24 protein-coding genes and 1 tRNA gene are annotated in these 24,799 nt (G+C 59.8%); 10 read left to right on the forward strand and 15 right to left on the reverse strand.

Features of this window, described 5'->3' with window-relative positions; genetic code table 11:
• Positions 1 to 18: 18 nt before the first annotated feature.
• The 3 genes from amn to GVL52_RS07875 all read right to left on the reverse strand — a co-directional run bounded on the left by amn (position 19) and on the right by GVL52_RS07875 (position 2,340).
• Positions 19 to 1,521, reverse strand: a complete 1,503-nt coding sequence (amn, locus tag GVL52_RS07870; protein ID WP_160005550.1) for an AMP nucleosidase — start codon at positions 1,519 to 1,521, stop codon at positions 19 to 21.
• A gap of 87 nt (positions 1,522 to 1,608) precedes the next feature.
• On the reverse strand, positions 1,609 to 1,785 hold the full coding sequence (locus GVL52_RS30345) for a hypothetical protein (protein WP_200847782.1): 177 nt from the start codon (positions 1,783 to 1,785) through the stop codon (positions 1,609 to 1,611).
• Between the two features lie 216 nt (positions 1,786 to 2,001).
• A complete protein-coding gene (locus GVL52_RS07875) occupies positions 2,002 to 2,340 on the reverse strand; it encodes a DUF2147 domain-containing protein (protein WP_160005552.1) in 339 nt (112 codons plus the stop codon).
• 436 nt (positions 2,341 to 2,776) lie between these two features.
• Between GVL52_RS07875 and GVL52_RS07880 the strand changes: the two genes are divergently transcribed.
• Positions 2,777 to 3,043: a sel1 repeat family protein gene (locus GVL52_RS07880; protein WP_160005554.1), complete on the forward strand. Its 267-nt coding sequence runs from the start codon at positions 2,777 to 2,779 to the stop codon at positions 3,041 to 3,043.
• Positions 3,044 to 3,180: 137 nt separating this feature from the next.
• Here GVL52_RS07880 and GVL52_RS07885 read toward each other — a convergent pair whose 3' ends face one another.
• The 3 genes from GVL52_RS07885 to GVL52_RS07895 all read right to left on the reverse strand — a co-directional run bounded on the left by GVL52_RS07885 (position 3,181) and on the right by GVL52_RS07895 (position 5,291).
• Entirely contained in the window at positions 3,181 to 4,293 is a 1,113-nt protein-coding gene (locus tag GVL52_RS07885; RefSeq protein WP_160005556.1) for a pyridoxal phosphate-dependent aminotransferase, read from the reverse strand.
• A gap of 91 nt (positions 4,294 to 4,384) precedes the next feature.
• Positions 4,385 to 4,780 carry a PilZ domain-containing protein gene (locus tag GVL52_RS07890; RefSeq protein ID WP_160005558.1) on the reverse strand — a complete coding sequence of 132 codons (396 nt, stop codon included), beginning with the start codon at positions 4,778 to 4,780 and terminating at the stop codon, positions 4,385 to 4,387.
• Positions 4,781 to 4,889: 109 nt separating this feature from the next.
• On the reverse strand, positions 4,890 to 5,291 hold the full coding sequence (locus GVL52_RS07895) for a DUF2177 family protein (RefSeq protein ID WP_160005560.1): 402 nt from the start codon (positions 5,289 to 5,291) through the stop codon (positions 4,890 to 4,892).
• A gap of 163 nt (positions 5,292 to 5,454) precedes the next feature.
• Here GVL52_RS07895 and GVL52_RS07900 point away from each other — a divergent pair, with 163 nt between their 5' ends.
• Positions 5,455 to 5,901, forward strand: coding sequence for a host attachment protein (locus GVL52_RS07900; protein WP_160005562.1), 447 nt, complete (start codon positions 5,455 to 5,457; stop codon positions 5,899 to 5,901).
• Positions 5,902 to 5,953: 52 nt separating this feature from the next.
• On the opposite strand, the gene GVL52_RS07905 is transcribed toward GVL52_RS07900, so the two are convergent.
• Positions 5,954 to 6,286 (reverse strand): hypothetical protein, encoded by a 333-nt coding sequence (locus GVL52_RS07905; protein WP_160005904.1) that lies wholly within the window; start codon positions 6,284 to 6,286, stop codon positions 5,954 to 5,956.
• A gap of 350 nt (positions 6,287 to 6,636) precedes the next feature.
• Between GVL52_RS07905 and GVL52_RS07910 the strand changes: the two genes are divergently transcribed.
• Complete coding sequence (locus GVL52_RS07910) at positions 6,637 to 7,068, forward strand: glyoxalase superfamily protein (protein ID WP_160005564.1); 432 nt, start codon at positions 6,637 to 6,639, stop codon at positions 7,066 to 7,068.
• A 60-nt stretch (positions 7,069 to 7,128) separates the two neighbouring features.
• Here the strand turns inward: GVL52_RS07910 and iolB are convergent, their stop codons facing one another.
• The 5 genes from iolB to GVL52_RS07935 all read right to left on the reverse strand — a co-directional run bounded on the left by iolB (position 7,129) and on the right by GVL52_RS07935 (position 14,105).
• Positions 7,129 to 7,926: a 5-deoxy-glucuronate isomerase gene (gene iolB / locus GVL52_RS07915; RefSeq protein WP_160005566.1), complete on the reverse strand. Its 798-nt coding sequence runs from the start codon at positions 7,924 to 7,926 to the stop codon at positions 7,129 to 7,131.
• Positions 7,927 to 8,103: 177 nt separating this feature from the next.
• Entirely contained in the window at positions 8,104 to 9,021 is a 918-nt protein-coding gene (gene iolE, locus GVL52_RS07920) for a myo-inosose-2 dehydratase (RefSeq protein ID WP_160005568.1), read from the reverse strand.
• A 129-nt stretch (positions 9,022 to 9,150) separates the two neighbouring features.
• Positions 9,151 to 11,001 carry a 3D-(3,5/4)-trihydroxycyclohexane-1,2-dione acylhydrolase (decyclizing) gene (gene iolD / locus GVL52_RS07925; RefSeq protein WP_160005570.1) on the reverse strand — a complete coding sequence of 617 codons (1,851 nt, stop codon included), beginning with the start codon at positions 10,999 to 11,001 and terminating at the stop codon, positions 9,151 to 9,153.
• A 201-nt stretch (positions 11,002 to 11,202) separates the two neighbouring features.
• Complete coding sequence (gene iolC / locus GVL52_RS07930) at positions 11,203 to 13,137, reverse strand: 5-dehydro-2-deoxygluconokinase (RefSeq protein ID WP_160005572.1); 1,935 nt, start codon at positions 13,135 to 13,137, stop codon at positions 11,203 to 11,205.
• Positions 13,138 to 13,229: 92 nt separating this feature from the next.
• Positions 13,230 to 14,105, reverse strand: coding sequence for a MurR/RpiR family transcriptional regulator (locus GVL52_RS07935; RefSeq protein ID WP_160005574.1), 876 nt, complete (start codon positions 14,103 to 14,105; stop codon positions 13,230 to 13,232).
• 203 nt (positions 14,106 to 14,308) lie between these two features.
• Between GVL52_RS07935 and GVL52_RS07940 the strand changes: the two genes are divergently transcribed.
• The 4 genes from GVL52_RS07940 to GVL52_RS07955 all read left to right on the forward strand — a co-directional run bounded on the left by GVL52_RS07940 (position 14,309) and on the right by GVL52_RS07955 (position 18,509).
• Positions 14,309 to 15,424, forward strand: coding sequence for a Gfo/Idh/MocA family protein (locus GVL52_RS07940; RefSeq protein ID WP_160005576.1), 1,116 nt, complete (start codon positions 14,309 to 14,311; stop codon positions 15,422 to 15,424).
• 81 nt (positions 15,425 to 15,505) lie between these two features.
• Positions 15,506 to 16,723: an NAD(P)/FAD-dependent oxidoreductase gene (locus GVL52_RS07945; RefSeq protein WP_160005578.1), complete on the forward strand. Its 1,218-nt coding sequence runs from the start codon at positions 15,506 to 15,508 to the stop codon at positions 16,721 to 16,723.
• A gap of 80 nt (positions 16,724 to 16,803) precedes the next feature.
• Positions 16,804 to 16,893: transfer RNA gene (locus GVL52_RS07950), tRNA-Ser, on the forward strand.
• A 575-nt stretch (positions 16,894 to 17,468) separates the two neighbouring features.
• The gene (locus GVL52_RS07955) at positions 17,469 to 18,509 is read left to right on the forward strand and encodes a porin (RefSeq protein WP_160005580.1); all 1,041 of its coding nucleotides are present in this window, start codon (positions 17,469 to 17,471) and stop codon (positions 18,507 to 18,509) included.
• A gap of 159 nt (positions 18,510 to 18,668) precedes the next feature.
• Here the strand turns inward: GVL52_RS07955 and GVL52_RS07960 are convergent, their stop codons facing one another.
• Together GVL52_RS07960 and GVL52_RS07965 are read right to left on the reverse strand one after the other, a co-directional pair.
• Positions 18,669 to 19,565, reverse strand: a complete 897-nt coding sequence (locus GVL52_RS07960) for an alpha/beta fold hydrolase (RefSeq protein WP_160005582.1) — start codon at positions 19,563 to 19,565, stop codon at positions 18,669 to 18,671.
• Between the two features lie 60 nt (positions 19,566 to 19,625).
• Positions 19,626 to 21,701, reverse strand: coding sequence for a lytic transglycosylase domain-containing protein (locus GVL52_RS07965; RefSeq protein WP_160005584.1), 2,076 nt, complete (start codon positions 21,699 to 21,701; stop codon positions 19,626 to 19,628).
• A gap of 215 nt (positions 21,702 to 21,916) precedes the next feature.
• Between GVL52_RS07965 and dapA the strand changes: the two genes are divergently transcribed.
• Both dapA and smpB read left to right on the forward strand, forming a co-directional pair.
• On the forward strand, positions 21,917 to 22,801 hold the full coding sequence (gene dapA, locus GVL52_RS07970; protein WP_160005586.1) for a 4-hydroxy-tetrahydrodipicolinate synthase: 885 nt from the start codon (positions 21,917 to 21,919) through the stop codon (positions 22,799 to 22,801).
• 99 nt (positions 22,802 to 22,900) lie between these two features.
• On the forward strand, positions 22,901 to 23,380 hold the full coding sequence (smpB, locus tag GVL52_RS07975) for an SsrA-binding protein SmpB (RefSeq protein WP_160005588.1): 480 nt from the start codon (positions 22,901 to 22,903) through the stop codon (positions 23,378 to 23,380).
• Between the two features lie 85 nt (positions 23,381 to 23,465).
• Here smpB and GVL52_RS07980 read toward each other — a convergent pair whose 3' ends face one another.
• A complete protein-coding gene (locus GVL52_RS07980) occupies positions 23,466 to 24,047 on the reverse strand; it encodes an NYN domain-containing protein (protein WP_160005590.1) in 582 nt (193 codons plus the stop codon).
• A 282-nt stretch (positions 24,048 to 24,329) separates the two neighbouring features.
• Between GVL52_RS07980 and rpoZ the strand changes: the two genes are divergently transcribed.
• Entirely contained in the window at positions 24,330 to 24,728 is a 399-nt protein-coding gene (gene rpoZ / locus GVL52_RS07985; protein WP_160005592.1) for a DNA-directed RNA polymerase subunit omega, read from the forward strand.
• Positions 24,729 to 24,799 lie beyond the last annotated feature (71 nt).

Below are 24,799 nucleotides of genomic sequence, written 5' to 3' on the forward strand. Positions count from 1 at the left end.
CAGCAGCAGCGAAACGGCCTATTGGAAGGCCGTCTCGAAGAAGCTTCTGAGCTTGCGCGAATGCAGCGTTTCCGGCGGCATGGCGGCAAGTTTCTGTACTGCGCGGATGCCGATCTGCAGATGCTGGTTGACCTGCGTCCGATAGAACGCCGTCGCCATGCCGGGCAGCTTCAATTCGCCATGCAGCGGCTTGTCCGACACGCAGAGCAGCGTTCCGTAAGGCACTCTGAACCGGAAACCGTTGGCCGCAATCGTTGCCGATTCCATGTCGAGCGCGATGGCGCGGGCCTGCGACAGCCGCTTCACCGGCCCGCGCTGGTCGCGCAGTTCCCAGTTGCGATTGTCGATTGTACCAACGGTGCCGGTGCGCATGATCCGCTTCAGCTCGAACCCTTCGTAACCGGTGATTTCCGCGACGGCCGCCTCAAGCGCGACCTGCACCTCAGCCAGCGCCGGGATCGGCACCCAGACAGGCAGGTCGTCGTCGAGAACGTGGTCCTCGCGCATATAGGCGTGGGCAAGGACATAGTCGCCGAGACGCTGGCTGTTGCGCAGACCGGCGCAATGGCCGAGCATCAGCCAGGCGTGCGGGCGCAGCACCGCCACGTGGTCGGTGATCGTCTTGGCGTTGGACGGACCAACGCCGATATTGATCATGGTGATCCCGGCATGGCCCTTCTTCTTCAGGTGGTAGGCCGGCATCTGTGGCAGGCGTGCCAGTGTCACGTCGGTTTCCGGCGTACTGGAGCCGGCATGGGTAATGATGTTGCCGGGCTCGACGAAGCAGGTGTAGCCATCGCCACCATCGGCCATCAGCTTGCGCGCCCAGGCGCAGAACTCATCAATGTAGAACTGGTAGTTGGTGAACAGCACGAAATTCTGGAAATGCTGTGCGCTGGTCGCCGTATAGTGCGACAGGCGCGCCAGCGAGTAGTCGATGCGCTGCGCCGTGAACGGTGCCAGCGGCGAGGGTTCGCCCGGTGGCGGAATATATTCGCCGTTGGCGATCTCGTCGTCCGTCGTATTCAGGTCTGGCGTGTCGAACAGATCGCGCATCGGCACGTCCACGAAGGCAGACGCCGACGCTTCGACATGCGCACCTTCGCCAAAGGCGAAATGCAGCGGGATCGGCGTGGTGGATTCGGAGACGATCACAGGCACGTTGTGATTTCGCATCAGGTGCCCGAGCTGTTCCTTCAGGTAGTGCCGGAACAGCGAGGGACGGGTGATCGTCGTCGTGTAGATGCCCGGTGCCGTCACGTGGCCGTAGGACAGCCGCGTATCGATATGCCCGAAGCTGGTCGTCTCGATGCTCACCTGCGGATAGAAGGCGCGGTAGCGCGAGGTGATCGGCGCACCCTTCGCCAGCTCGGCGAAGTTCTCGATCAGAAATGCCGTATTGCGCTCATAAAGCTCCGTCAGTACGTCCACGGCCTTGACGGGGTCGTCGAAGCTCTTCGGGACGAACGGAGTCGGCGACAAGATGTCGAGGGGGGCAGAAGGAGAGATTCGTTTGCTCATAAGACATTATAGAGCGTTGTTTTTGACAAGCAAACGACGCGTTCATAAACCGGCAGCCAGATCTATGTGCTGCCGGCCACTGCTCTATCAGTTCACAGCCGTACAAACCGCGCTGTAGCGATCGGCGCAGGTATAGTTTGCGCCGAAATGCGACTGCGCGCCGCCGCCGGCATTGCGATTGACCGCCGCCGAGAACGAGAAGGCGAAGATCGCTGCGAACAGCGTGATGATGGTGAAGCGTCTTGCCATAGTAAGCACGTCCATAATCCTTGCCCATGCGACAGGTTCAGTCTGCAGAAGCGTGCCTGTTTCCAGGCCCGTACTTTAGAATGACACCGTTTTGCCATGGTCAGGCTGAACCGATGCTGAGATGGAGGTTCATCCGCCGTTCATCAAGCGGGCTTGCGCAGGCACGCTGCGCAACGCGGGGAGAAATTGAGAGAATGCGCCCTGCGAAAAGCCGGCGCATTGCTGTTGCTGCTAGAGGCGGGTCCAGGTCTGCGACTTGCAGAGCACGGAAAGAACGCATCCTTTCATCTTCAGAATGTTGCCGGCAATCGTGCCCGAGCCGCTATAGGTCTTGTCATTGGCGGGGTCGGTTATCTCGCCGCTATAGGTGCCGCCGGTGCCGGCGAGCGTGCCGATCTTGCGACCGGCATATTTGCCGGTTTTCAGCGTGATGCAGTAGCTGCCGCCGCACGAGGCGATCACGGCGGTATCGCCCGCCATCGTTTTCCAGTTGCCGACGATCGGCTCCTCGGCATGAGCAAGTGTTGCTGAAAGCGCCAATGCGCTCGCCAGAATGAGACTGCGGACCATCTTTTACCTCCCTGATGCCCTGAGGCTGCGGAAATTAACTGACGCGAACGTAAAGGTAAATATTCCGCTTCGGAAATGCCGGGAAATCCGGGATCAAAAACTGCGGAGTTGCCTGTATCTTCATGCCGCAGCTGATTTCGTGGTGAACAAAGGGTTGATTTTGAAATCTGAATTTTCTCTTAATCAAACGCCGGAATCCTTAATGCGCAGGCAATCCGATGTTTAACAAAAAGCCAAATTTACCAAGCGTTTGCACTTTGTTTGTCTCAAATTAATCATGCATTTTAGGCGTTTTTTGAAGCCCGTGCTGCATAGTGAACCCATCAAACGAGCGGGGCAAACCCGCCGAGCCGAAGAGACCAGAAGCCGCGTTAGACGGCAAGGCTCGGAGGTAAAACAGGGTAAGTCGACAACAGGCTAAACAGGGATAAAACCGATGGCACGCTTTGAAATGCACAATGCTGAAATGGCCACCATGGGTGGCGAGAACAACGCCGACGTCTTCTGCGAAATGGGTCTGATGTATGCAACCGGTCGCGGATGCTCCGTCGATCTGGTCGCGGCCCACAAGTGGCTGAACATCGCCGCAATCAAGGGCAACGATCGCGCCGCAGAACTGCGCGCCGATCTGGCCGCGAGCATGGACAAGATGCAGATTGTCGAGGCGCTGCGTGCGGCTCGCGAATGGATGACGGTCCACTAAGGATCGCTATACCACGACATCAACAAGAACAATAACCTCGTAGAGGGGGATGGCGGGGCGCTTTGGACGGGGCCTGTGCCAGATATAACGAACCGCGACCGGCAGGAACAAGGCCGGCGCGGTTCCTGTCGTTTGTGTCAGCCGATGCTCTTCAGAACCTGCGGCAGTGCCGCTTCGAACAGATCCATATCTGCGGCTTGCCCGACACTCACACGGATGCAGCGATTGAGCGGCGCCACGCCCGGCATGCGGATGAAGACGCCGTGCTGCATCAGCCCATCAACGATCGCGCGCGCGTAAACACCGTCACGGCCGGCATCGATCGCTACGAAATTGGTGGCCGACGGCAGCGCCTGCAGGCCGTTCGACCTGGCGATCGCAGAAATCCGCTCGCGTGCTGCATGGATATTGCCGACCACCTCGGCCAGATAGGCCTGATCCTTCAGCGCCGCTAAGGCTGCTGCCACGGCCAGCCGGTTCATGCCGAAATGGTTGCGGATCTTGTCGAAGGCGATTGCTGTACCCGGTGTCGAGATCGCATATCCCACCCGCGCGCCAGCCAGACCGTAGGCTTTCGAAAACGTGCGTGTCCTGATTACGTTCGGCAGGTCGATCAGCGATGCGATCGATGGCAGCGAATCGGCCGGAGCGGTCTCGCAATAGGCCTCGTCGAGAACCAGCAGCGTCGTCTCCGGCAGGGCGCGCGCAAAGGCGATGACGCTTTCGGCGTCCCACCAGCTGCCCATTGGATTGTCGGGGTTGGCGAAGTAGACCAGCGGCGCGTTTTCGCGCTTCACCGCGTCAAGCAGACCGTTCAGATCCTCGCGGTCCTGCGCATAGGGGACCGTGACGAGGCGACCGCCGAAGCCCGCAACATGGAAATTGAACGTCGGATAACCGCCGAGCGAGGTGACCACAGGAGCACCCGGCTCGATCACCATCCGCACGATCTGGCCGAGCAACTCGTCGACGCCGCCGCCGATGGCAATATTGGCAGCACCCGTGCCGAGATGTGCGGCAAGGGCGGCCTTCAGATCGTAGTTTTCCGGATCGGCATACTTCCAGATTTCGCCACCCTGTTCACGCATCGCGGCGAGCACCGATGGCGCAGGGCCGAAGCCGTTTTCGTTGGCGCCGATGCGCGCTTTGACAACGAGGCCGCGCTGGCGCTCGATCGCTTCTGGGCCGACAAAGGGAACGGTGGAGGGCAGGGCGCTGACAAGCGGTGTGAAGCGCGAGAAGGCAGTCATTCTAAGGCATGTCCCGAGGCTATGAAAATCGCGCCAACAATAGGCGCGGATAGAGCCAAGGCAAGGAAGATTATTCCCCGGAAAAGCTTATTTACATGCTGATCGTGCGGCGCGCATCGATCGCTTCCGTGTTGCCGATCATGAAGTCGGCGCGGACCACGCGGCGCAGGACCTCGGGCTCCAACGCATTGATGAAGCGGACATGCAGGCGCTCGTTGCGGCGGGAGACTTCGGCGCAGCCGATGCGGTAGGCGAGGCCAAGAATGTTGAGGTAGTAGTGCTTGGGAAGACCGGTCGCAGAAGCAACCAGAAGCGTTGCGCCGCCGCGTGAAATATCGATGATCTCGGCACTGCGCATGGAGACGCCGGTCAGGCAGGGCCGCACCGCAACCAGGCGCGCGGGGCGCTTCACGTTGAACTGTTCCCACCGTGTCTCGTAGATTTCGGATTTGACGGTTGCGAGATGTGTGGAGGTAAGCATCGACATTGCAGGTGCGCTCCTGAAACCAGGCAGATCCTAGTCTTACGGATGAAGCGTCACATGAATGCTTTGCGCAATCATCAACGAAGTCATTACAACTTTAGTGAATAAGCATTTAACTCATTGCCCGAACGGCAATAAACCCGCCCGCAGCGGTCATCGCGGTGACGAAGCCACCCCAGGCCAGGTCCACCATGCTCATGACAAGCGGCCAGTTCTTAAGCGTCGCAAGGTTGGTAATGTCGTAGGTTCCGTAGGCAGCGAGCCCGAGGATCAAACCATAGATGACGGCCGTCCACACAGAGCCTGACGCAATCGCTGGAAACACGGCAAGCACGACCACGGCAACGGCGAAGAACAGGTAGAAAACAGCCGCGACGCCAAGGTTCGGAGAGGGTAGCATCATTTCGCCGAGTTGCTCGCGATAGAACGTCCGAGCGACGAGACCAAGCCAGACGGCATCGAAAACGAGCAAGGTGGTTAGCGAACCGGCATAGGCAACAAGAGCTGTTTTCATACGAATTTCCCCGCGTTTCCGACTTTTTACGCCGTCGGCGCGGATTGGATTGCTCGCCATCTGAATTCTCCGAAATCTCTGAACTCTTTGCGACCACGCACGTTTGCCCTTTTGTTGAACGAGTGCAAACCTGCATTCAGGAGATAACATTGAGGAGACTGATATGGCTGACATCAGAGTGCCACGAAATTCCTGGGTTGTTGTATGCGACGGAGGCAAGGCTCTGATTATGCAGAATGACGGAGACGTCATGGGCGTTGATTTGAAGGTCCGGGAAACGCTGGCTCAACCAAACGAACCCGATCGTGAACTCGGAACCGGAAAGCCGGGAAAAGCGCACGCTTCCAACGGTACGGGCGGCAGCGCGGTTCAGGAAACCGATTGGCATGAACAGGCAGAAGCCGATTTTCTGAAGCAGATCGCATACAAGCTGGATCATCTGATCAGGAACAATGATGCCAGCAACATTGTTCTTGTTGCGCCGCCTCGGGCGCTCGGCACTTTGCGGGCGAACCTCAGCATCGAGGCGCAAGCCGTCATCTCGGCGGAAATCGCCAAGGATTATACCAATCTCCCCATCGACCAGATCGAACGGCACTTGGTGGCCTGAGCACGCCCAGGGAGGGAGCGGGGATTGATGCCCACTCCGTCCCTGGGCTATTTCAGCTTTCGAAGCTCAGCCGCAGGACGTGATGAAGGAATTCCGGATTGATCAGCATGTTGAAGCTGATCGTTGCAAGGTCGCCCTCACGCTTCACCAGTGTCGCGCCGATCTCGTCGTGAATTCCAAGAATTTCCAGGAAGAAATTGTTCGGCATTTCTATGCCCGCATTCACCTCGAGAGTCGCGCCGGCAAGCGTGATGCTGCGGATCAGGCAGCGGAGCTGCGTGGCGGTGCTGAGGTGATGGCCGACGAAAATGACCTTGCCGGGACGGTCAAGTGCGAATTCCCGGTAAGCCTGTTCCGGCTCGGGATGTGCAGTATCGAGGTGCATCTGAAAGGCCATGTTCGCCTCCGCTTGTTGTCTGGTTTCAATCTAGGGCAAGTCTGCTGAATAGTTCTGAAAAAGATCTTTAAAACTATAAGCTTATGCGTGACTTAAGGGCGAAAAGTCTCATTTTTAGGCAGCAATCGTCAATTTTGACGAGAAATTACTCAGCTTGACAGCCTCACCGCTCTTGCCTCATATCAAGTGAGGCTTGAGACGCCAGCCGCTCGCGGATCAAAAATCCACGGTGAAGTTCTCCCGAAATGAACGGTCACAGCCCTTTGTGCATGCTGACTGATGGCAATGCGAGCTCCCAACGACGGTCGATACGGCATGCCTTTTGAAAGGCTGAACCAATGTTCTATCCTTCGGTCGATGATCTGAAGGCCCAGGCGAAGCGATTGCGCAGCGCCATGGAAGCGAGCGGCACGCAGGTTTCCCACAGCGCCGCGCTCGAACTCATCGCCAGGCAGCACGGCGTCCGCGACTGGAACACGCTGTCGGCGCTTGCATCCAGACCCAACGCAGCGCCGGTTGCCCTGCTCTCCGTCGGCGCGCGCATCAGCGGCCGTTATCTCGATCAGCCCTTCACCGGCAAGGTGCTGGCGCTGGGCGAACTCTCGGGCGGCCTGCACAAGCTGACCATCCATTTCGACGAGCCTGTCGATGTGGTCACCTTCGAAAGCTTCTCGGCCTTTCGCCAGCGCGTCAACGCCCAGATCGACGAGAACGGTGTGTCGCCACGCAAAACCTCCAATGGTCTGCCGCAACTGGTCCTCGATATCTGAGATATTCAGACGACCTGAAGCAAAAAAGCCGCGCTGTCCAGGCGCGGCTTCTGTCTGTGCTTAGGCCTTCAGCAGCCATTCGTGCTCCGGCGCATTATAGAATTTCCAGACCCGCTGCGGCCCGGCCATGACGTTGAGATAATAGAGGTCGTAGCCGTGGCAGGCCGCGCAGGGGTGATACCCCTTCGGCACCAGCGTCACGTCGCCATCTTCAAGCACCATCACCTCGTCAAGCGAGCGGTCGTCGGTATAGACCCGCTGGAACCCAAAACCCTGCGGCGGGTTGAGGCGGTGGTAATAGGTCTCCTCGAGGAAACTTTCGTTCGGCAGGTTGTCCTGATCATGCTTGTGCGGCGGATACGAGGATGTGTGCCCGCCCGGCGTGATCACCTCGACCACCAGCAGCGAGTAGGCCGAGGCATCGTCCTCGGGCATGATGTTGTTGACGTGGCGGACATTCGTGCCCTTGCCGCGGGTCAGGGCCGGATGTGTGCCCGGCGGAATGGCCTTCGCCTCATAGGCGCCACCGCCCGGTGCCGAGCAGACCGCAAGCTCCAGATCCGTCTCGGCGGTTACCGACCAGGCAGATTCCATCGGAATGTAGAGTGCATGCGGCGGCCCATCGAACGGGCTCATCCGCTCGCCGAGCGTGCCGAAGTCTTTGGTGCCGGCGCTGGCCTTGCCCTTGCCGCTGACCCAGACGAGGCAGACTTCGCGCTCACCGGTTTCATCCGACACCGTCTCGCCCGCCTTCAGCCTGTGCATGTCGAAGCCGACATAGGTCCAGCCGGCGTTTTCAGGCGTGACATGGGTAACGCGGCCGCTCTTGCCGGATGGTTTGACCTTGAGGTTTGGCATGGGTGTGTCGCTCCTTTGTAGGTTTTTTGGTGCTGCCCCCTCATCCGGCTGCCGCCACCTTCTCCCCGAGGGGAGAAGGGATATGCCGCAATCTCTCGGTTCCCCTTCTACCCAACGGGGAGAAGGTGCCCGAAGGGCGGATGAGGGGGCTGCTTGCTCCAGCAGTCCGATAAGAGGCTACTTCGCCGGAAACCCTTGCGTCTCCACCGTATATCCTGCAGCCGTCATCACCCGCATCAGTTCCGCATGGCCAATCTCTGCCATCTTCTGCGGCGGCGCCTTGCGCGGATCCTGCTCGGCCTCGACAACGAACCAGCCCTCATAGCCATGATCGGCCAACCGCTGAACGATCGCGCCGAAATCCAGCGACCCATCGCCCGGCACGGTGAAGGCGCCGAGTGCCACCGCATCAAGGAACGACTGCCGGCTGCGATCGAGCCCGTCGACCACCGCCTGGCGGATATCCTTGACGTGGACATGATTGATGCGCGCATGGTGATTGCCAATGGCGCGCAGCACGTCGCCGCCGGCAAAGGCCAGGTGCCCGGCATCGAGCAGCAGCGGAATACCTTCGCCGGAGTTGCGCATGAAAGCGTCGAGTTCCGGCTCGGTTTCGACCACGGCGGCCATGTGGTGGTGATAGGACAGCGGCATGCCCTGTTCGGCACACCATTCCCCGAACTGGGTGAGGCGGCGGCCATAGGCCTTCATCTCGTCATCGGATAGGCGCGGCTTGGTCGCCAGTGGCTTGGAGCGGTCGCCCTGGATCGAGCGGCCGACCTCGCCATAGACTATGCACGGCGCAGCGACCGCCTTGAACAGCTCGATAATCGGCGCAATGCGGTCCTTGTTGGCCGCAAGCTCTTCGTCGACGAGCGTGCCGGAGAACCAGCCGCCGCACAACGTCACGTCGGCAGCGCGCAGGATCGGCAGCATCACTGCGGGATCGTCGGGGAAGCGGCGGCCTCTTTCCATGCCGGTAAAGCCGGCACTGCGTGACTGCCGCAGGCATTCCTCCAGCGACACATCATCGCTCAGCTCCGGAAGATCGTCGTTCCACCAGGCGATGGGCGACATGCCGAGTTTGGCTTTCATTTTTGTTTCTCCTCGTAAATTGGTGGCCGAGACCCCCTCATCCGCCTGCCGGCACCTTCTCCCCGAGCGGAGAAGGGGGGAGCGAGACGGCGGATGAGGGGGCTCCTTGCTCTAGTGTCTCATCGGTTTTCAGAGGATGCGCTGGGCAGCGCGCTTCTCGACATAGGCCTTGCGCGCCTTGTTGACCTGCTCGCGCGGGCTGACCTCGGGCACCGCGACATCCCACCAGTGGCCGCCGGCCTCGGTGACAACAAGCGGATCGGTATCGATGACGAACACCGTGGTGCGATCGTTGCCGCGTGAGTTGGCAATCGCCGTTTCGAGTTCGGCGATCGAGGCAACCTTGACGGCGATGGCTCCCATGCTTTCGGCATGCGCCCGGAAATCGATCTCCGGCATCACCTCGTGATAGGAGTCCTTCAGCAGATTGTTGAAGTTGGCACCGCCGGTGCCCATCTGCAGCCGGTTGATGCAGCCATAGCCGCGATTGTCGAGCAGCACGATGTTGAGCTTCAGCCCAAGCATCACCGATGTCGCCAGCTCCGAGTTCATCATCATGTACGAGCCATCGCCGACCATGACGACGACATCCTTCTCAGGATGCGCCATCTTGGTGCCGAGGCCACCGGCAATCTCATAACCCATGCACGAGAAGCCGTATTCCATGTGATAGCTGCCCGGCACCGTGGCCGGCCACAGCTTGTGCAACTCGCCCGGCAAACCACCCGCAGCGCAAAGCGCCACGGTATTTTCGCCGCCGATCGAACGCACCACAGCGCCGATCACCTGCGCATCCGAAGGGAGTGCTGCATTGGTTGACGCCATCACCTTGGCGGCGGCCTCCACCCAGTTCTTCTTCTCCGTCTCTGCCCTTGCAGCCAGCGCCGGCGGAGCCTTCCAGCCCGCAAGCCCGCTCGAAATCGCCTTCAACCCTTCGCGGGCGTCAGCCACCAGCGGATGCCCGTCATGCTTGACGGCATCATAGGCGGCAATGTTGATGCCGAGAATGGCGAGCTTCTCGTTCTTGAACAGCGCCCACGAACCGGTGGTAAAATCCTGGCAACGCGTGCCGACGGCAATCAACAGGTCCGTATCCTCGGCAATCGCATTGGCCGCCGAGGTGCCGGTGACGCCGACCGAGCCGAGCGCCAGCGGATGCCGCTCGTCGATCGCCGACTTGCCGGCCTGGGTAACGACGACGGGAATGCCGTGCGCGTCGGCGAAATCCGTCAACTCCCTGGTCGCCTGCGAATACAGCACACCGCCGCCGGCGATGATCACCGGCTTTTCCGACTTCTTGATCAGCGCGATGGCGTTCGCCAGCTCATCGGCATCCGGGCGAGGGCGCCGCGTCGTCCAGACGCGTTCCTCGAAGAAGCTTTCCGGATAATCGAACGCTTCTGCCTGCACGTCCTGGCACAGCGACAGCGTCACCGGGCCGCAATCGAGCGGATCGGTCAGCACCTGCATGGCGCGCTTCAAGGCCGAGATGATCTGTTCGGGCCGGGTGATGCGGTCGAAATAGCGCGAGACAGGGCGGAAGACGTCGTTGGCCGAGACGGTGCCGTCGCCGAAATCCTCGATCTGCTGCAGCACCGGGTCCGGCGCGCGGTTGGCGAAGATGTCGCCGGGCAGGAACAGAACCGGAATGCGGTTGACATGCGCGACACCGGCAGCGGTCACCATATTGAGTGCGCCGGGGCCGATCGAACTCGTGCAGGCCATAAACCGCTTGCGGAAGCTTGCCTTGGCATAGGCGATGGCGGCATGCGCCATGCCCTGTTCATTATGGGCGCGATAGGTCGGCAGTTCGCCGCGCACCTGGTAGAGTGCCTCGCCTATGCCGGCGACGTTGCCATGGCCGAAGATCGCCCAGACGCCACCGAAGATCGGCACCTTCTTGCCATCGACCACGGTCATCTGCTTCTTCAGAAAGTGGGTGACGGCCTGTGCCATCGTCAAACGTACTGTCTTGCCCATGGGGCTCCTCCCGCAATTCTCGTAGTTTGTTTCCCTGCCCCAACCTCTTCCCACAAAGGGGAGGGACTAACCTTTGGCGCCGTCACCATTGTCGCAGCCTCGCATCCTCTGCACGATTGCTACTTTATAAAGGCAGCGCCTCCAGCAAAGTCCCGCTCCCTTTGTGGGGAGCGGTTGGGGAGGGGTCTTTTCCTCAATCTCTCAACCAAGCCCGCGCGTCTTCAGCCACGCCTCGGTCAACTCCCGAAAGCGCCCGGCCATGTCTGAGATCGCTGCCTCGTCATCGATCTTGCCCGAAAGCCAGGCCCGCGCCGCATCGGCAAAGATCGTCCGCCCGACCGCAAAGCCCTTGACCGAAGGCGCGGCAAGCGTCGCCTCGAAGCCTTTCAGCAGTTCGTCCGCGGGCGCCTCCAGCCCGAGCAGCACGATACCACGGCACCACGGATCGTTCCTGGCAATCACCGCGTCGATCTTCTTCCACGCGGCGCTGGATGCCTGCGGCTCCAGTTTCCACCAGTCCGGCTTGATGCCGAGCGCATAGAGCTCTTCCATTGCCGTCGAGATCGTATCGTCGGTGAGCGGCCCGTTCTTGCTGGCGATGATCTCGACCAGCAGCTCTCGCCCAACCTTGCGCGCCGCTTCAAACAGCGTCCGCAGCTTCTCCTGCTGTTCCGTCTTCAGGTCAGCGGGATCGTCGGGGTGATAGAAGCACAGGCACTTGATGCAATGATCGAGCGGCCATTCCACCAGCTGCGAGCCGATGTCCTGGCTGAATTCGAACCGCAGCGGCTTCGAGCCCGGCAGTTCCACCGGCCGGCCGATCCACGCGAAATTCTTGGTCGCCGCATCGAAGAAGGCATCGCGGCCGAACCGCTCGTCGATCAACATGCCGTAGCCGCTGCGACCATCGGCAACCCGCGCCGCCGCCTCGACTGCCAGTCGCTTGAAGGCGACGATCTTGGCGTAGTCGACGCCGAGTTCGTCGCAGACGCTGGTCAGTTGCGAGCGATGGTCGATGGCGAGCGCCATCAGCAATGGAATATCGCCCTTGCGGGTCGAGGCCCAGTGAATGTGGTTGATCGCCTCGTCCTTGCGCAGCGCCCGATGCTGGCTGCCGTTCTTGAGGAAGAAATCGAGCTCGGCCCAGGTCGGATATTCTGGCGAGCAGAGCAGGCGGGAGACCGCAAAGGCGCCGCAGGCATTCGCCCAGGTCGCGCAGGTCTTCAGCGGCTCGTCCTTCAGCCAGCCGCGCAGGAAGCCGGACATGAAGGCATCGCCGGCACCAAGCACGTTGAACACCTCTATCGGAAAGCCCTCGCCGATGATGCCGGCTTCGAGATCGTCGGAAATCGGCCCGTCATAGACGATGCAGCCCATGGCGCCGCGCTTCAGCACGATCGTCGCTGCCGATAGCCGGCGAATCTCCTTCAGCGCGCCAAGCACGTCGTCGGCGCCGGATGCGATCAGGATTTCTTCCTCGGTACCGATGATCAGGTCGCAGTCCGGCAACGTCTCCTGCATCTTCGAGGAAACGCGGTCCGACTTCACATAGCGCTCGAAACCCTCCGCATGGCCGGCAAGGCCCCAGAGGTTGGGGCGATAGTCGATGTCGAAGATCACCTTGCGGCCATTGGCCTTGGCAATACGGATCGCCTTGCGCTGGGCTGCTTCCGTGTTCGGCCGCGAAAAATGCGTTCCCGACACCAGCACCGCGCGCGAGGACTTGATATAGGCCTCGTCGATATCGCCTTCCTCGAGCGCCATGTCGGCGCAATCGGAGCGATAGAAGATCATCGGCGAAACGCCTTCGGCTTCGACCGCAAGCAATACCAGCGCCGTCAGTCGTTCCTTGTCGGTAATGATGCCATCCGTCGCCACGCCCTCGCGCGCCGATTGCTCGCGGATGAAACGGCCCATCTGCTCGTTGCCGACGCGGGTGATCAGGCCGGACTTGAGCCCGAGGCGGGCGGTGCCGATGGCGATATTGGCAGGGCAACCGCCGACCGACTTGGCAAACGAGGCGATATCCTCGAGCTTCGAGCCGATCTGTTGGCCATAGAGATCGACCGACGAACGGCCGATGGTGATCACATCAAGCGACAACTCCGGCGACTGGCCCGGATTCGATTCTACCATGATGTCCTCCCGATCATCTTCAGCCCGGCATAGCGTGCCGGTGATATCAATCAATGAAACATCGGTTCCGTTTAAATGTCAATTCAGAATGTTTATTCCATTTTTGCTTTTTTAGGTTTTACCTGTGCCAGCTTGCGCCGCCGCTCGGCGATCGCCACCGGCAGCGCCATGGTCAAAGCCATCGAGGCAGACAGCGAGCGGAACCCGGCAAAATCCGCTTCCGCCACCTCGAACCAGCAGGTGGCGCTGGCCGCCAGCGGCGAAAAGGCCGAGTCGGTAATCACCACCACAGGCACGCCGCGCTCCGCCAGCATCTCCGCCTGGCCGAGGCTCTCGGCTGCATAGGGCGAGAAACTGGCCGCAATCGCCGCATCCTTCGGCGTCGCGAACTGTACGGTCTCGACATCGACGCCGTTCGGCGAGGCAACGATCTGGTGGCGGATGTTGAGCTTGGAGAAGGCATAGCTCATATGCGCCGTCAGCGGATAGGAGCGCCGTTTGGCGATCAGATAGATGGTATCCGCCGCAGCCAGGATATCGACCGCCTTGCTGAAGGTTTCGGACTGCACCGTTGCCGCCAGCCGGTTGATCGACTGGCCGGCCGCGGATATGAACCCCGACAGCAGATTGGCATCCTCGTCGTCGCCGCTCGATTGCTCCAGCGTGACCAGCCGCTCCTCATAGGTCAGCGTCCGGTCGCGCAGGCGCTCGCGAAAAATGCTCTGCAGGTCCGAGAAGCCCTCATATCCCAGGTGATGCGCCAGCCGCACCAGCGTCGATGGCTGCACATCCGAGGCGGTGGCAATGCTCGCCGTGGTGCCGAAGGCGACCTCGTCGGGATTGGCCAGCGCAAAGGCGGCAACCTGCGCCAGCCGCTTCGGCATGCTGGCCTTGCGCTCGATGATCGTGCTGCGCAGGCTTTCGAAATCGCGCGGTACGCGCGCCGGTGCCTTGGTGTCGTTGCCCATATATCTATCCGCAAAATGAAACGTATATTCCAGATTTCAGACCATAAATGATTTAGATGGTCCGTCCTATTGGTTTTTTAGCGTTGGAAAGTGAAGCCATTATAGGGGTTTGTAGCGATCTCACGTCGTGCCGAGCGCTCAGGCGGTCTTGTCAAAATGATCCAACCATTCCAAAATCCTTTCTGGAGATGGAGGAGATCGAAATGGCGCCCCTCGGTATCGGCCTGATCGGCACGGGTTATATGGGCAAGTGTCATGCGCTCGCCTGGAATGCGGTCAAGACAGTGTTCGGCGACGTCGAGCGTCCGCGGTTGGTGCATCTGGCCGAAGCGAATGACGATCTGGCACACGCCCGCGCCGTGGAGTTCGGTTTCGAGAAGGCGACGGCGGACTGGCGCGCGCTGGTTGCCGATCCCGAGGTGGATGTCGTCTCCGTTACCACGCCCAACCAGTTCCACGCCGAAATGGCGATTGCGGCGCTTGAAGCCGGCAAGCACGTCTGGTGCGAAAAGCCGATGGCGCCCGCTTATGCCGATGCCGAGCGCATGCTGAAGGCTGCAAAAGCCGCCAATAAGGTCGCCATCCTCGGTTACAATTATATTCAGAACCCGATCATCCGGCACATCAAGACGCTGATATCGGAAGGCGCCATCGGCGTGGTCAATCACATCCGCGTCGAGATGGACGAGGACTTCATGGCCGACCCCGATACATTCTTCTATTGGAAGAGCGAGTTGTCGGCAGGCTACGGCGCACTCGATGACTTCGCCGTCCACCCGCTGTCGCTGCTCTGGTATCTCTTCGGCCACGCCGAAGCCGTCATTGCCGACATGGCAAAGCCCTATGCTGATCGACCGCTGAAAGAGGGCGGTCGCCGCCCTGTCGAGAATCACGATGCGGCCAATGTCCTGATGCGCCTCGGCGGTGGTATCTCCGCCGTGCTGATGGCCAATCGCGCCGCCTGGGGTCGCAAGGGCCGGATTGCGCTACAGCTCTATGGCTCAAGCGGATCGATCACTTTCGATCAGGAGCGTATGAACGAATTCGAACTCTACCAGGCCGATCGTCGCACCACCGAGCAGGGCTTCCGCAAGATCCTGGCGGCACCTGCCCATCGGCCTTATGATCGTTTCATTCCGGCACCGGGCCACGGCCTCGGCTTCAACGACCTGAAGATCATCGAATGCCGCGAACTCATTCGCGCGATTTCCGGTGAGCCGTCGTCCATCGTCACATTCGAAGACGGTCTTAGGATAGAAAAGTCTGTTCACGCCATGGCACAGTCCTACCACCAGCGCCGCTGGATCGAGATCGCCTGAGGGCGATCCGCTCCGGTTGACGGCGCAGGGGGCAGGGGATAGGCCTTTGCCCGACACGACAGTGAATGCGGGAGTGAGATCGTGACGGACAGACTGGTGATTATCGGCGCGGGCCAGGCAGGCTTTGCAATGGCGGCCAAACTGCGAGCTCTCAAGGATTTGAGGCCCATCACGATACTGGGCGCAGAGGATGTGCTGCCCTATCAGCGCCCGCCACTCACCAAGAAATACCTGCTCGGCGATATGAGCTTCGACCGCCTGCTGTTTCGCCCGGAACACTGGTTCTCTGACAATGATGTCGAGATCCGCCTGTCCACCTGGGTCGAGCAGATCAAGCGCGACAGCAAACAGGTCATCCTGCAGGATGGCTCCACCATCGATTATGGCACGCTGGCGCTGACCACCGGCTCGACGCCGCGCGGTCTGCCTGCGGCCATCGGTGGCGATCTCCAGGGCGTTTATGTCGCCCGCGACAAGCGCGATGCCGACCTGCTTGCCGAAGAAATGCGCCCCGGCCGTCGCGTCCTTATTATAGGGGGCGGTTATATCGGCCTGGAAGCGGCAGCCGTTGCCCGCCATCTCGGCCTCGAAGTCACCGTCATCGAAATGGCCGATCGCATCCTGCAGCGCGTCGCCGCCAAGGAAACGGCCGACATCATGCGGGTGATTCACGAGAGCCACGATGTGAAGATTCGCGAAAAGACCGGCCTGAAGCACTTGATCGGTCGTGACGGCAAACTCGTCGGCGCTGAACTCTCCGATGGCTCCACCATCGATATCGATTTCGCCATTGTTGGCATCGGCGTCACCCCGAACGACCAGTTGGCCAAGGAATCAGGTCTCGACGTGGCAAACGGCATCGTCGTCGACGAATTCGCCAGAACCTCCGACCCGTCGATCTTCGCGGCCGGCGATTGCGCCGTCCAGCCATGGCAGGGCGGCCGCATCCGTCTCGAATCGGTGCAGAACGCCGTCGATCAGGCCGACGCCGCAGCGGCTGTCATCGCTGGTGGCAACACACCTTATCAGCCGAAGCCATGGTTCTGGTCGGATCAATATGACGTCAAGCTGCAGATCGCCGGTTTCAACCTCGGCTACGATGAAACGCTGCTGCGCCCCGGCGCCCGCGAAGGCGCGCACTCGGTCTGGTATTTCAAGAACGGGCAGTTCATCGCGGTCGATGCCATCAATGATGCCAAAGCCTATGTCACCGGCAAGAAGATGCTCGAATCGGGCATAAACCCCGACAAGGCGATCCTCGCCGACCCATCTGCCGATTTGAAGCAATTGCTGGCTTAGAACCAAGCCGGCTTTTCTTGCGGGAGAAAGCGGAAAACCGCTTGCGTCCCCCAGCGAATGACTCTATCAGGCTCTCGACCGGAGAGGTGGCCGAGTGGTCGAAGGCGCTCCCCTGCTAAGGGAGTATACCCGGAAGGGTATCGTGGGTTCGAATCCCATCTTCTCCGCCATTTTCCCTTTTCATAAAATTTTCTTCACAGTCCTGTTGGCAGGCAATTGCATCATCGCCCCGATGACCGCGTTGGCTTTTTGTGCCATCGCGCGCTGCCTTCGATCTCACCAAACCAGAATCGAATTGAGAATCATCTCAGGTGACGGGCGGTGATTCCCTCATGTCATCTCTCTGTCACTGTCATACGCAGTATCTGAGGATCCTCTACAATGGCCCCGTATCCTCCCGAATCCGGCGGGAAAGCGGTTCCAATGTGGCACATAGGCAGGTGTCACAAACGCTGTCGGCACCACTAACCTCCCGCAAAACCAGCGTTTTCTTAACGAAGTATAAATAAACGGAATGGCCGCATGTCGTATTTGTGACCTTTCAGCAACAGCGCATGGGGAAGGCTGTTGCAAATACCCCAAACCGGCAAGTTGGTGATTGCGTGACAGGCCCGGTCTTGTATTTTCAATTTCGGAAGCGAGGGCGATTGATCGTCCACTTCTTGAAACACGGGGATGGGGCAGGGAACGCTGCCTTAACGGCGAAAAACCCAAACCCGATCGAAACTTTGAATTGGAGGTCAATATGAACATCAAGAGCCTACTTCTCGGCTCCGCAGCTGCCCTGGCAGTTGTATCTGGCGCACAGGCTGCTGACGCGATTGTTGCAGCTGAACCAGAAGCAGTAGAATACGTTCGCGTTTGCGACGCTTACGGCACTGGCTACTTCTACATCCCAGGCACGGAAACTTGCCTGAAGATCGAAGGTTACATCCGCTTCCAGGTTAACGGTGGCAAGGATCAGGCTGGTACGTCTGATTGGGACTCCTTCACACGTGGTAACGTACAGTTCACGTCCAAGAGCGACACCGAATACGGCCCGCTCACAGGCGTAATCGTTCTGCAGACGGACGCTGATAACGCTTCGAGCCAGTCTTCGTACCTCGACTCCGCCTACATCGACATCGCCGGCATTCGTGCTGGTCTGTTCTACAGCTGGTGGGACGATGGCCTTTCTGGCGAAACCGACTCGCTCGCTTCGAACTCCACGCTGCACAACTCGCTGCGTTACCAGTACGAAAGCGGCGACTTCTACGCTGGTCTGTCTGTTGACGAACTGGAAGATGCAATCCACACCGGCCTCGGCGAATCGTCGAATGACGTTGGTATCGCTGCCGGCATCGGCGGCAAGGCCGGCGCATTCAGCTACCAGCTGATCGGTGGCTACGACACAGACACGTCTGAAGGCGCTGTCCGCGGTATGGGCACCGTTGCAATCGGTCCTGGCACCCTCGGCCTCGCAGCTGCTTGGGCATCTGGCCCGAACGCTTACTTCGAAGAGTCTGAATGGACTGTTGCTGCTGAATACGCAATCCAGGCAACTGACAAGTTCAAGATCACGCCTGCTGTACAGTACTTCGACAACGTGAAGAACGGTAGCCAGGTTGATGGCACTTCGACCGTCACGGACTTCAGCGACGTTGATGTTTGGAAGGTTGGCGTAACGCTCGACTACCAGATCGTAGAAAACTTCTATGCCAAGGCTTCGCTGAACTGGCAGGACAAGACCTACAACAACGACGACGACTCGTTCTCGGGCTACTTCCGCCTGCAGCGCGCATTCTAATCTGATCTGACCTCGGTCAATCAGGAAAGCCCGGCTCTAGAGCCGGGCTTTTTGCGTTGGAAAGGCCAATTCATTGCCTTGGCACCAGTGATGCCTGATCTTGCTGCGATCTCCCGTAACTGCAATTGGCTGCCGCCACGGCTGCGCGTTGTTCAGATTTCAGATCGTCTCCAGGAAGGCTTTGATTTGCCGGATCAGCGGCTCCGAGTGGAGCAGTGGCGGATGGCCCTGACCGGGCGCCCTGGCCACCGAAAGATCAGCATGGCTCGCCGCCATTTCCAGTAGTGTCGCTTCGGAAAGCAGCGCCGAATTCTCGCCCCTGACCACCATCAGCGGCAAACCGTCAAAGCCCTGATACTGGGTCCAGAGATCCGGCAATGGCTTGCCGAAATCGATCGTCTTCAGTTGAGCGGCAATCGCAGGATCGACGTCGGACGCGATGCGCCCGTTCGTCTCGCGATAGATTGCCGTCGCCATCTCGGCCCAGTCGTCGTCAGTCAGGGCAGGGAAGTGGACGCCGTGGCGCATCTTCAGCGTTTCGGCAGCTTGGTCCCAGCTTAGCGGTGCCGTTGCCGCGTTAAGGTCATCGCGGATCTGCATCAATCCATAGGCTTCGATGACCGGGCCCACATCGTTCAGGACTGCCGCCGCCAGCAGTTCCGGCTTCATCACTGCAAGAAAATGAAGAATGAGACCCCCTCGCGAGGTTCCGATGAAAACGGCCCTGTCGATGCCAAGATAGGCGCAGGCGCGCATGACATCCCCCGCTTCGACCACGAGATTGTAGTTCGCCTTGTTCCCATCCCAGTCGGAGAGACCACGTCCGCGATAGTCGAGCGCAATAACGCGCCTTGGCTTGAGCGCTTCCTGAGACAGAATCAGGGCCAGCCGATGAAAGTCACGCGCATTTCGGGTCAGCCCCGGCAGGCAGATGACCGGCAACCGCGCTGCAGTCGCAGATCGCCCCGGATCGTAATCGCGAAGGTGAAGCGTCAGACCGTCATCGGAACTGTAGGTCCTGTCGAGAAATGCTTGCTTGCCCGTATCGTCGCCCATGCTCTCTCCTCGACGCGTTTACGGGAGAGTAGCGGCCATCAGGCCGTCGGGCAACGCAGCTCAAGAGGACGAACGTCCGCCGATCAGGTCCCGCTCGATGTCTGCGGGCTGGCCGAGGCGCGCCTTGTAGACCTCGTAATTTTCCATCACCCGCTGCACGTAGTTGCGTGTTTCCGGGAAGGGAATGCGTTCGATCCAGTCGACGACGGCGTCGATCGATTTGCCGCGCGGATCGCCGTAGCGGTCGATCCATTCCGGCACGCGTTTGGGGCCGGCATTATAGGCGATGAAGGTCATGATGTAGGAACCGCCGAAGGCGTCGATCTGTTCGCCGAGATAATGCGCGCCGAGCGTCGCATTGTAACCGGCGTCGGCCGTCAGCCTGTCTTTGGAATAGGTGATGTTGTGCCGCTTGGCGACGGCCTTGGCCGTTCCGGGCAGGATCTGCAGCAAACCGCGGGCGTCGGCAACCGAGACGGCGGTCGGATTGAAGGCGCTCTCCTGGCGCGCGATCGCATAGGCAAGCGCCTTGCCCGAGCCTGCAATATTGGCATTGCCGGGGATAACCCCGATTGGAAAGGCAAGGGCTGCAACATCCACGCCGCGGGCATAGGCGCTCTTGCCAATCTGCAGCGACAGATGATGATTGCCGGAGCGCTCGGCCTGGGCGCTCAAGATCGCGAGTTCGCCGGGGCTCTGCATCTGATCGCCGAGTGCGAGGTAGAGTGCGTTGGCGCGCCAGCCGTGACCGGCAGCCTCAAGACGGGCGATGGCTTGCACCGCCTCACGGGTCTGGTAGCGCTGGCGATCGGCTTGGCTTGGCTGGGGATAACTGACGTTGATCGCCTTGCGGCCGAGCTTTTCGCCGGCAAGCTGGCCGTAGAACGTGGTCGGGTACGCTGCGGCCTTGGCATAGTATTCCGCGGCCTTGCCGGCGCCACCGGCCTCGGCCGAACGGCCCATCCAGTACCAGGCGCGCGATACCGAGATCGGACCATTGGAGAAATCGAGGATCTTGCGGAAATGGTTCTGCGCCGTCGTTGCGTCCTGCAGCCCGCGCAGCGCGTACCAGCCGGCATGGAACTCGGCCTCGACGATATCGGTCGGCGTTGTCGCAGCATATTTCGAGACGATGCCATAAGCCGTCTTGAACTGGCCGTCATCGACCAGTCCGCGGCTGACGATCCGCTGCTCGTTCCACCACTCGCCGGCATTGACCAGTTCATCTCGGTCGCGCGGCATCTGCTGCAACAGCTTTGCTGCCTCAGCATATTTCTCCTGCTTGCGCAGATATTCGATGCGCGCAAAGAGATAGCCGGGGTCCCCGATCCATTTGCCATCGACGCCGGCAAGAAGCGCGCCGGCATTCGATGCCTTGCTGGCAACCGCTTCCCAGGCTTTATAGAGCGATTGCGCCTGGCCCAGGTCGCCGAACCGCTTGGCCTGCGCCGATCGGTTGCGGTACATCAGATATTCCATCCGTGCCTTGTGATCGGCAACGGTCAGCAAGTCGGCGAATTCGGCGAGGATCTTGTCTTCCGTCGCCTTGTCCAGCGTCTCGCCGCGCCAGGCCTTGCGGATATACTTGGCTGCCTGCGCCTGCTTGCCGGTGGCGACCAGTGCGCGTGACAGGATCATGGCGCCCGATGTCGTCTCTGGAGCCGTCTCGCCAAATGCCGCAAGAACGGCGGCCGGCGAGGGGTTTTCATCATATAGCGCGCGCTCCGAATAGATGCGCAGCTTGGCCAGCCCCGGCCAGCCTTTCAGCTCCTGAGCGGCGGCGGCAATTTCAACCGAGGGCACACCCTTCTGGCCCGAAACCGCAATCGCCCATGTGAGGATATGCCGGTCGAGGGTTCCCCGGCTCATGCCGTCGCGAATCGATACAGCCTGCATCGGCTCCTTGGCGGATAGCGCGTCGAGGCCGGCCTTGAGGTCGCTGTTGACAGGCGCAACCGTCTGGCTTCGAGGAATGGCGCCGGTGATCATGGATTCCGGCATGGATGTTTGCGGCAAAAAACCGATCGGCTTTGCATCAGGAACGGGAACGTCCTCGCCCGGAAGCGGCGCGGCCACGCTGCTCCATGCGGCGACCGTCAAGCCGAGGGCAGACAGGATCAGGACGGCTCTCTTCATCAGGGGTACTCGCAATGGAAACACGTCTGTCCATTTGCTGGGACGCATATTAACGAAACCTTACCGAAGCCCTTCAATTTCATTCACATTTGCTATCGGAATTTGTTGCAACGGAGCTCTGTACGCTTGTCGGAGCGTTTTCGCCGCACTATGGTGCGCTCCTCATATTCAAGGAATGCGGCCGAAGCATGGATTGCGGTCGTAAGGAGTTCTGCATGTTCCAGGGATCCATTCCCGCACTCGTCACCCCCTTCACGGATGCCGGCCTCGTTGATGAAGCGGCTTTCGTCGCGCATGTCGATTGGCAGATCAAGGAAGGCAGCAGCGGCCTCGTTCCCGTCGGGACGACAGGCGAATCGCCAACGCTGTCGCATGCCGAACACAAGCGTGTCGTGGAGCTCTGTATCGAGGCAGCAGCCAAGCGCGTTCCCGTCATGGCGGGCGCCGGCTCCAACAATACCCGCGAAGCAGTCGAGCTTGCCCAGCATGCCGAAAAAGCTGGGGCCGATGCGGTTCTGGTCGTCACGCCCTATTACAACAAGCCGACGCAGAAGGGCCTTTTCGCCCATTTCGCCGCTGTTGCCGAAGCGATCAAGCTGCCGATCTATATCTACAACATTCCGGGCCGTTCGGTCATCGACATGACGCCCGAGACGATGGGTGCGCTCGCCAAGACCTATTCGAACATCGTCGGCGTCAAGGATGCCACCGGCAAGATCGAGCGCGTGTCCGAGCAGCGCATCACCTGCGGCAAGGATTTCCGCCAGTTGTCGGGCGAAGATGCAACGGCGCTCGGCTTCAACGCGCATGGCGGCGTCGGCTGCATTTCGGTCACCGCCAATGTCGCGCCGCGTCTCTGTGCCGAATTCCAGGCGGCGACGCTGGCCGGCGACTATGCCAAGGCACTGGAATATCAGGATCGCCTGATGCCGCTGCACAAGGCGATCTTCCTGGAGCCGGGTCTCTGCGGCGCCAAGTATGGCCTGTCTAAGATCCGTGGCATGAACCGCACGGTTCGCTCGCCATTGGTCTCCACATTGGAGCCGGGCACCGAAGCAGCACTCGATGCAGCCCTACGCCACGCTGGCCTGCTGAACTGATCCAACGGGCACGGCCTTCACAACGAGTGGCCGTGCCCCTACATAAAGCGCAGGAAGTGCGGGCGCGGATATCGCGCCCCCGAGAAATTGGAATTTGTCATGGCCCCCAAAGGCAGCGATCGCGTCGTCAAGAAGATCGTCGCGGAAAACCGCAAGGCGCGCTACAACTACGAGATCATCGATACCTACGAGGCCGGCATCATGCTGATGGGCACCGAGGTCAAGTCGTTGCGCGAGGGGAAGGCCAACATTGCCGAATCCTACGCGTCCGATGAGAACGGTGAGATCTGGCTGATCAATTCCTATCTGCCGGAATATTTGCAGGCGAACCGCTTCAACCACGAACCGCGCCGCCGCCGCAAACTGCTGCTGTCCAGCCGCGAGATCAACCGGCTTCGCGTCGGGATCAACCGCGAAGGCATGACGCTCATTCCGCTCAAGATCTATTTCAACGATCGCGGCCGCGCAAAGATGGAACTTGCGCTCGCCAAGGGCAAAAAGCTCCATGACAAACGCCAGTCGGAAAAAGAACGCGATTGGAACCGGCAGAAGAGCAGACTGCTCAAGGACAATGGCTGAGTTCAGCGTTCAGGGCTGAGTGAATACCAGACCGCTGCAAAAGCTGCGGTCTGGCGAATAACCCGTCATCCGCTGGTTTCCCAGCTCAGGATTCAAACTCGGTCGCAGCAGGCGTCTCGGCCGGGCGGGCAGGGCGCTCCGACGGGTCTCTGCCGATTTCGCTTTTCAACGACAGAAGATCGATGAAGTGGTCTGCCTGGCGACGCAGGTCGTCGGCGATCATCGGTGGTTGTGTTGCCATCGTCGAAATCACCGAAACCTTCCGGCCTCTGCGCTGCAGCGCCTCGACCAGCGTCGTGAAATCGCCATCGCCGGAGAAGATCACCAGATGATCGACGGTTTCCGATTGCTCCATGGCATCGATCGCAAGTTCGATATCCATGTTGCCCTTGATCTTGCGGCGGCCCATGGAGTCGGTGAACTCCTTGGCGGGCTTGGTCACCACCTTGTAGCCGTTGTAATCGAGCCAATCGATCAGCGGGCGGATCGACGAATATTCCTGATCTTCGATCAAAGCCGTATAATAATAGGCGCGCAGGAGGTAGCCGCGCTTTTGAAAGGCTTTCAAAAGCTTGCGGTAATCAATGTCAAAGCCGAGACTCTTGGACGCCGCATAGAGATTGGCGCCGTCAATGAAAAGAGCAATTTTTTCTCGCGGGTCGAACATCGCGGACCAATCCACTTTGAGTAAACTAAAATGATGTCGCCCGATAATCCATAAAAACAATGGCTTATCGGATAAATGCAGAACAATTCTTACTTTATGAACTATTCATATAAGTCAGATTTAGGGCAGGATTCGGGATATTCCAAGCAACTTTTAGTGGAAACCTCTAAAATTAGGGACTTCCCACAGGCCCGGCACAGGGGCTTCACTAAAAACTTGAATTTGCCTGCTTTTAATTGTATCGCGGTGCTAATCCCGAGATCACGTCGTAAAGGACAGGCAATGGCCCGTGTCACAGTAGAAGATTGCATTGACAAAGTTGAGAACCGCTTCGAGCTGGTTCTGCTTGCCAGCCACCGCGCGCGGCTGATTTCCCAGGGCGCTGCGATCACCATCGATCGCGACAACGACAAGAACCCGGTCGTGGCTCTTCGCGAGATTGCCGACGAGATGCTGTCTCCCGACGATCTGAAGGAAGACCTCATCCATTCGCTGCAGAAGCATGTCGAAATTGACGAGCCCGAGCCCGATCCTGCAAGCCTCATCGCAACCGGCACGACTGCCGATGGCGAAGAGCAGGACGACGCGCCTGAGACGGTCACGTTCGACCAGATGTCGGAAGAAGAGCTTCTGGCCGGTATCGAAGGGCTTGTGCCGCCTGAAAAGAGCGACGATTACTAATCGTCAATCTTGCGCCATTATTGCTTCGGCATATGATTGATTATCACGTGCGCCAATCAGTGATTGGCGCG

This window comes from Rhizobium sp. 18055, assembly GCF_902706285.1.
GTDB lineage: Bacteria > Pseudomonadota > Alphaproteobacteria > Rhizobiales > Rhizobiaceae > Rhizobium.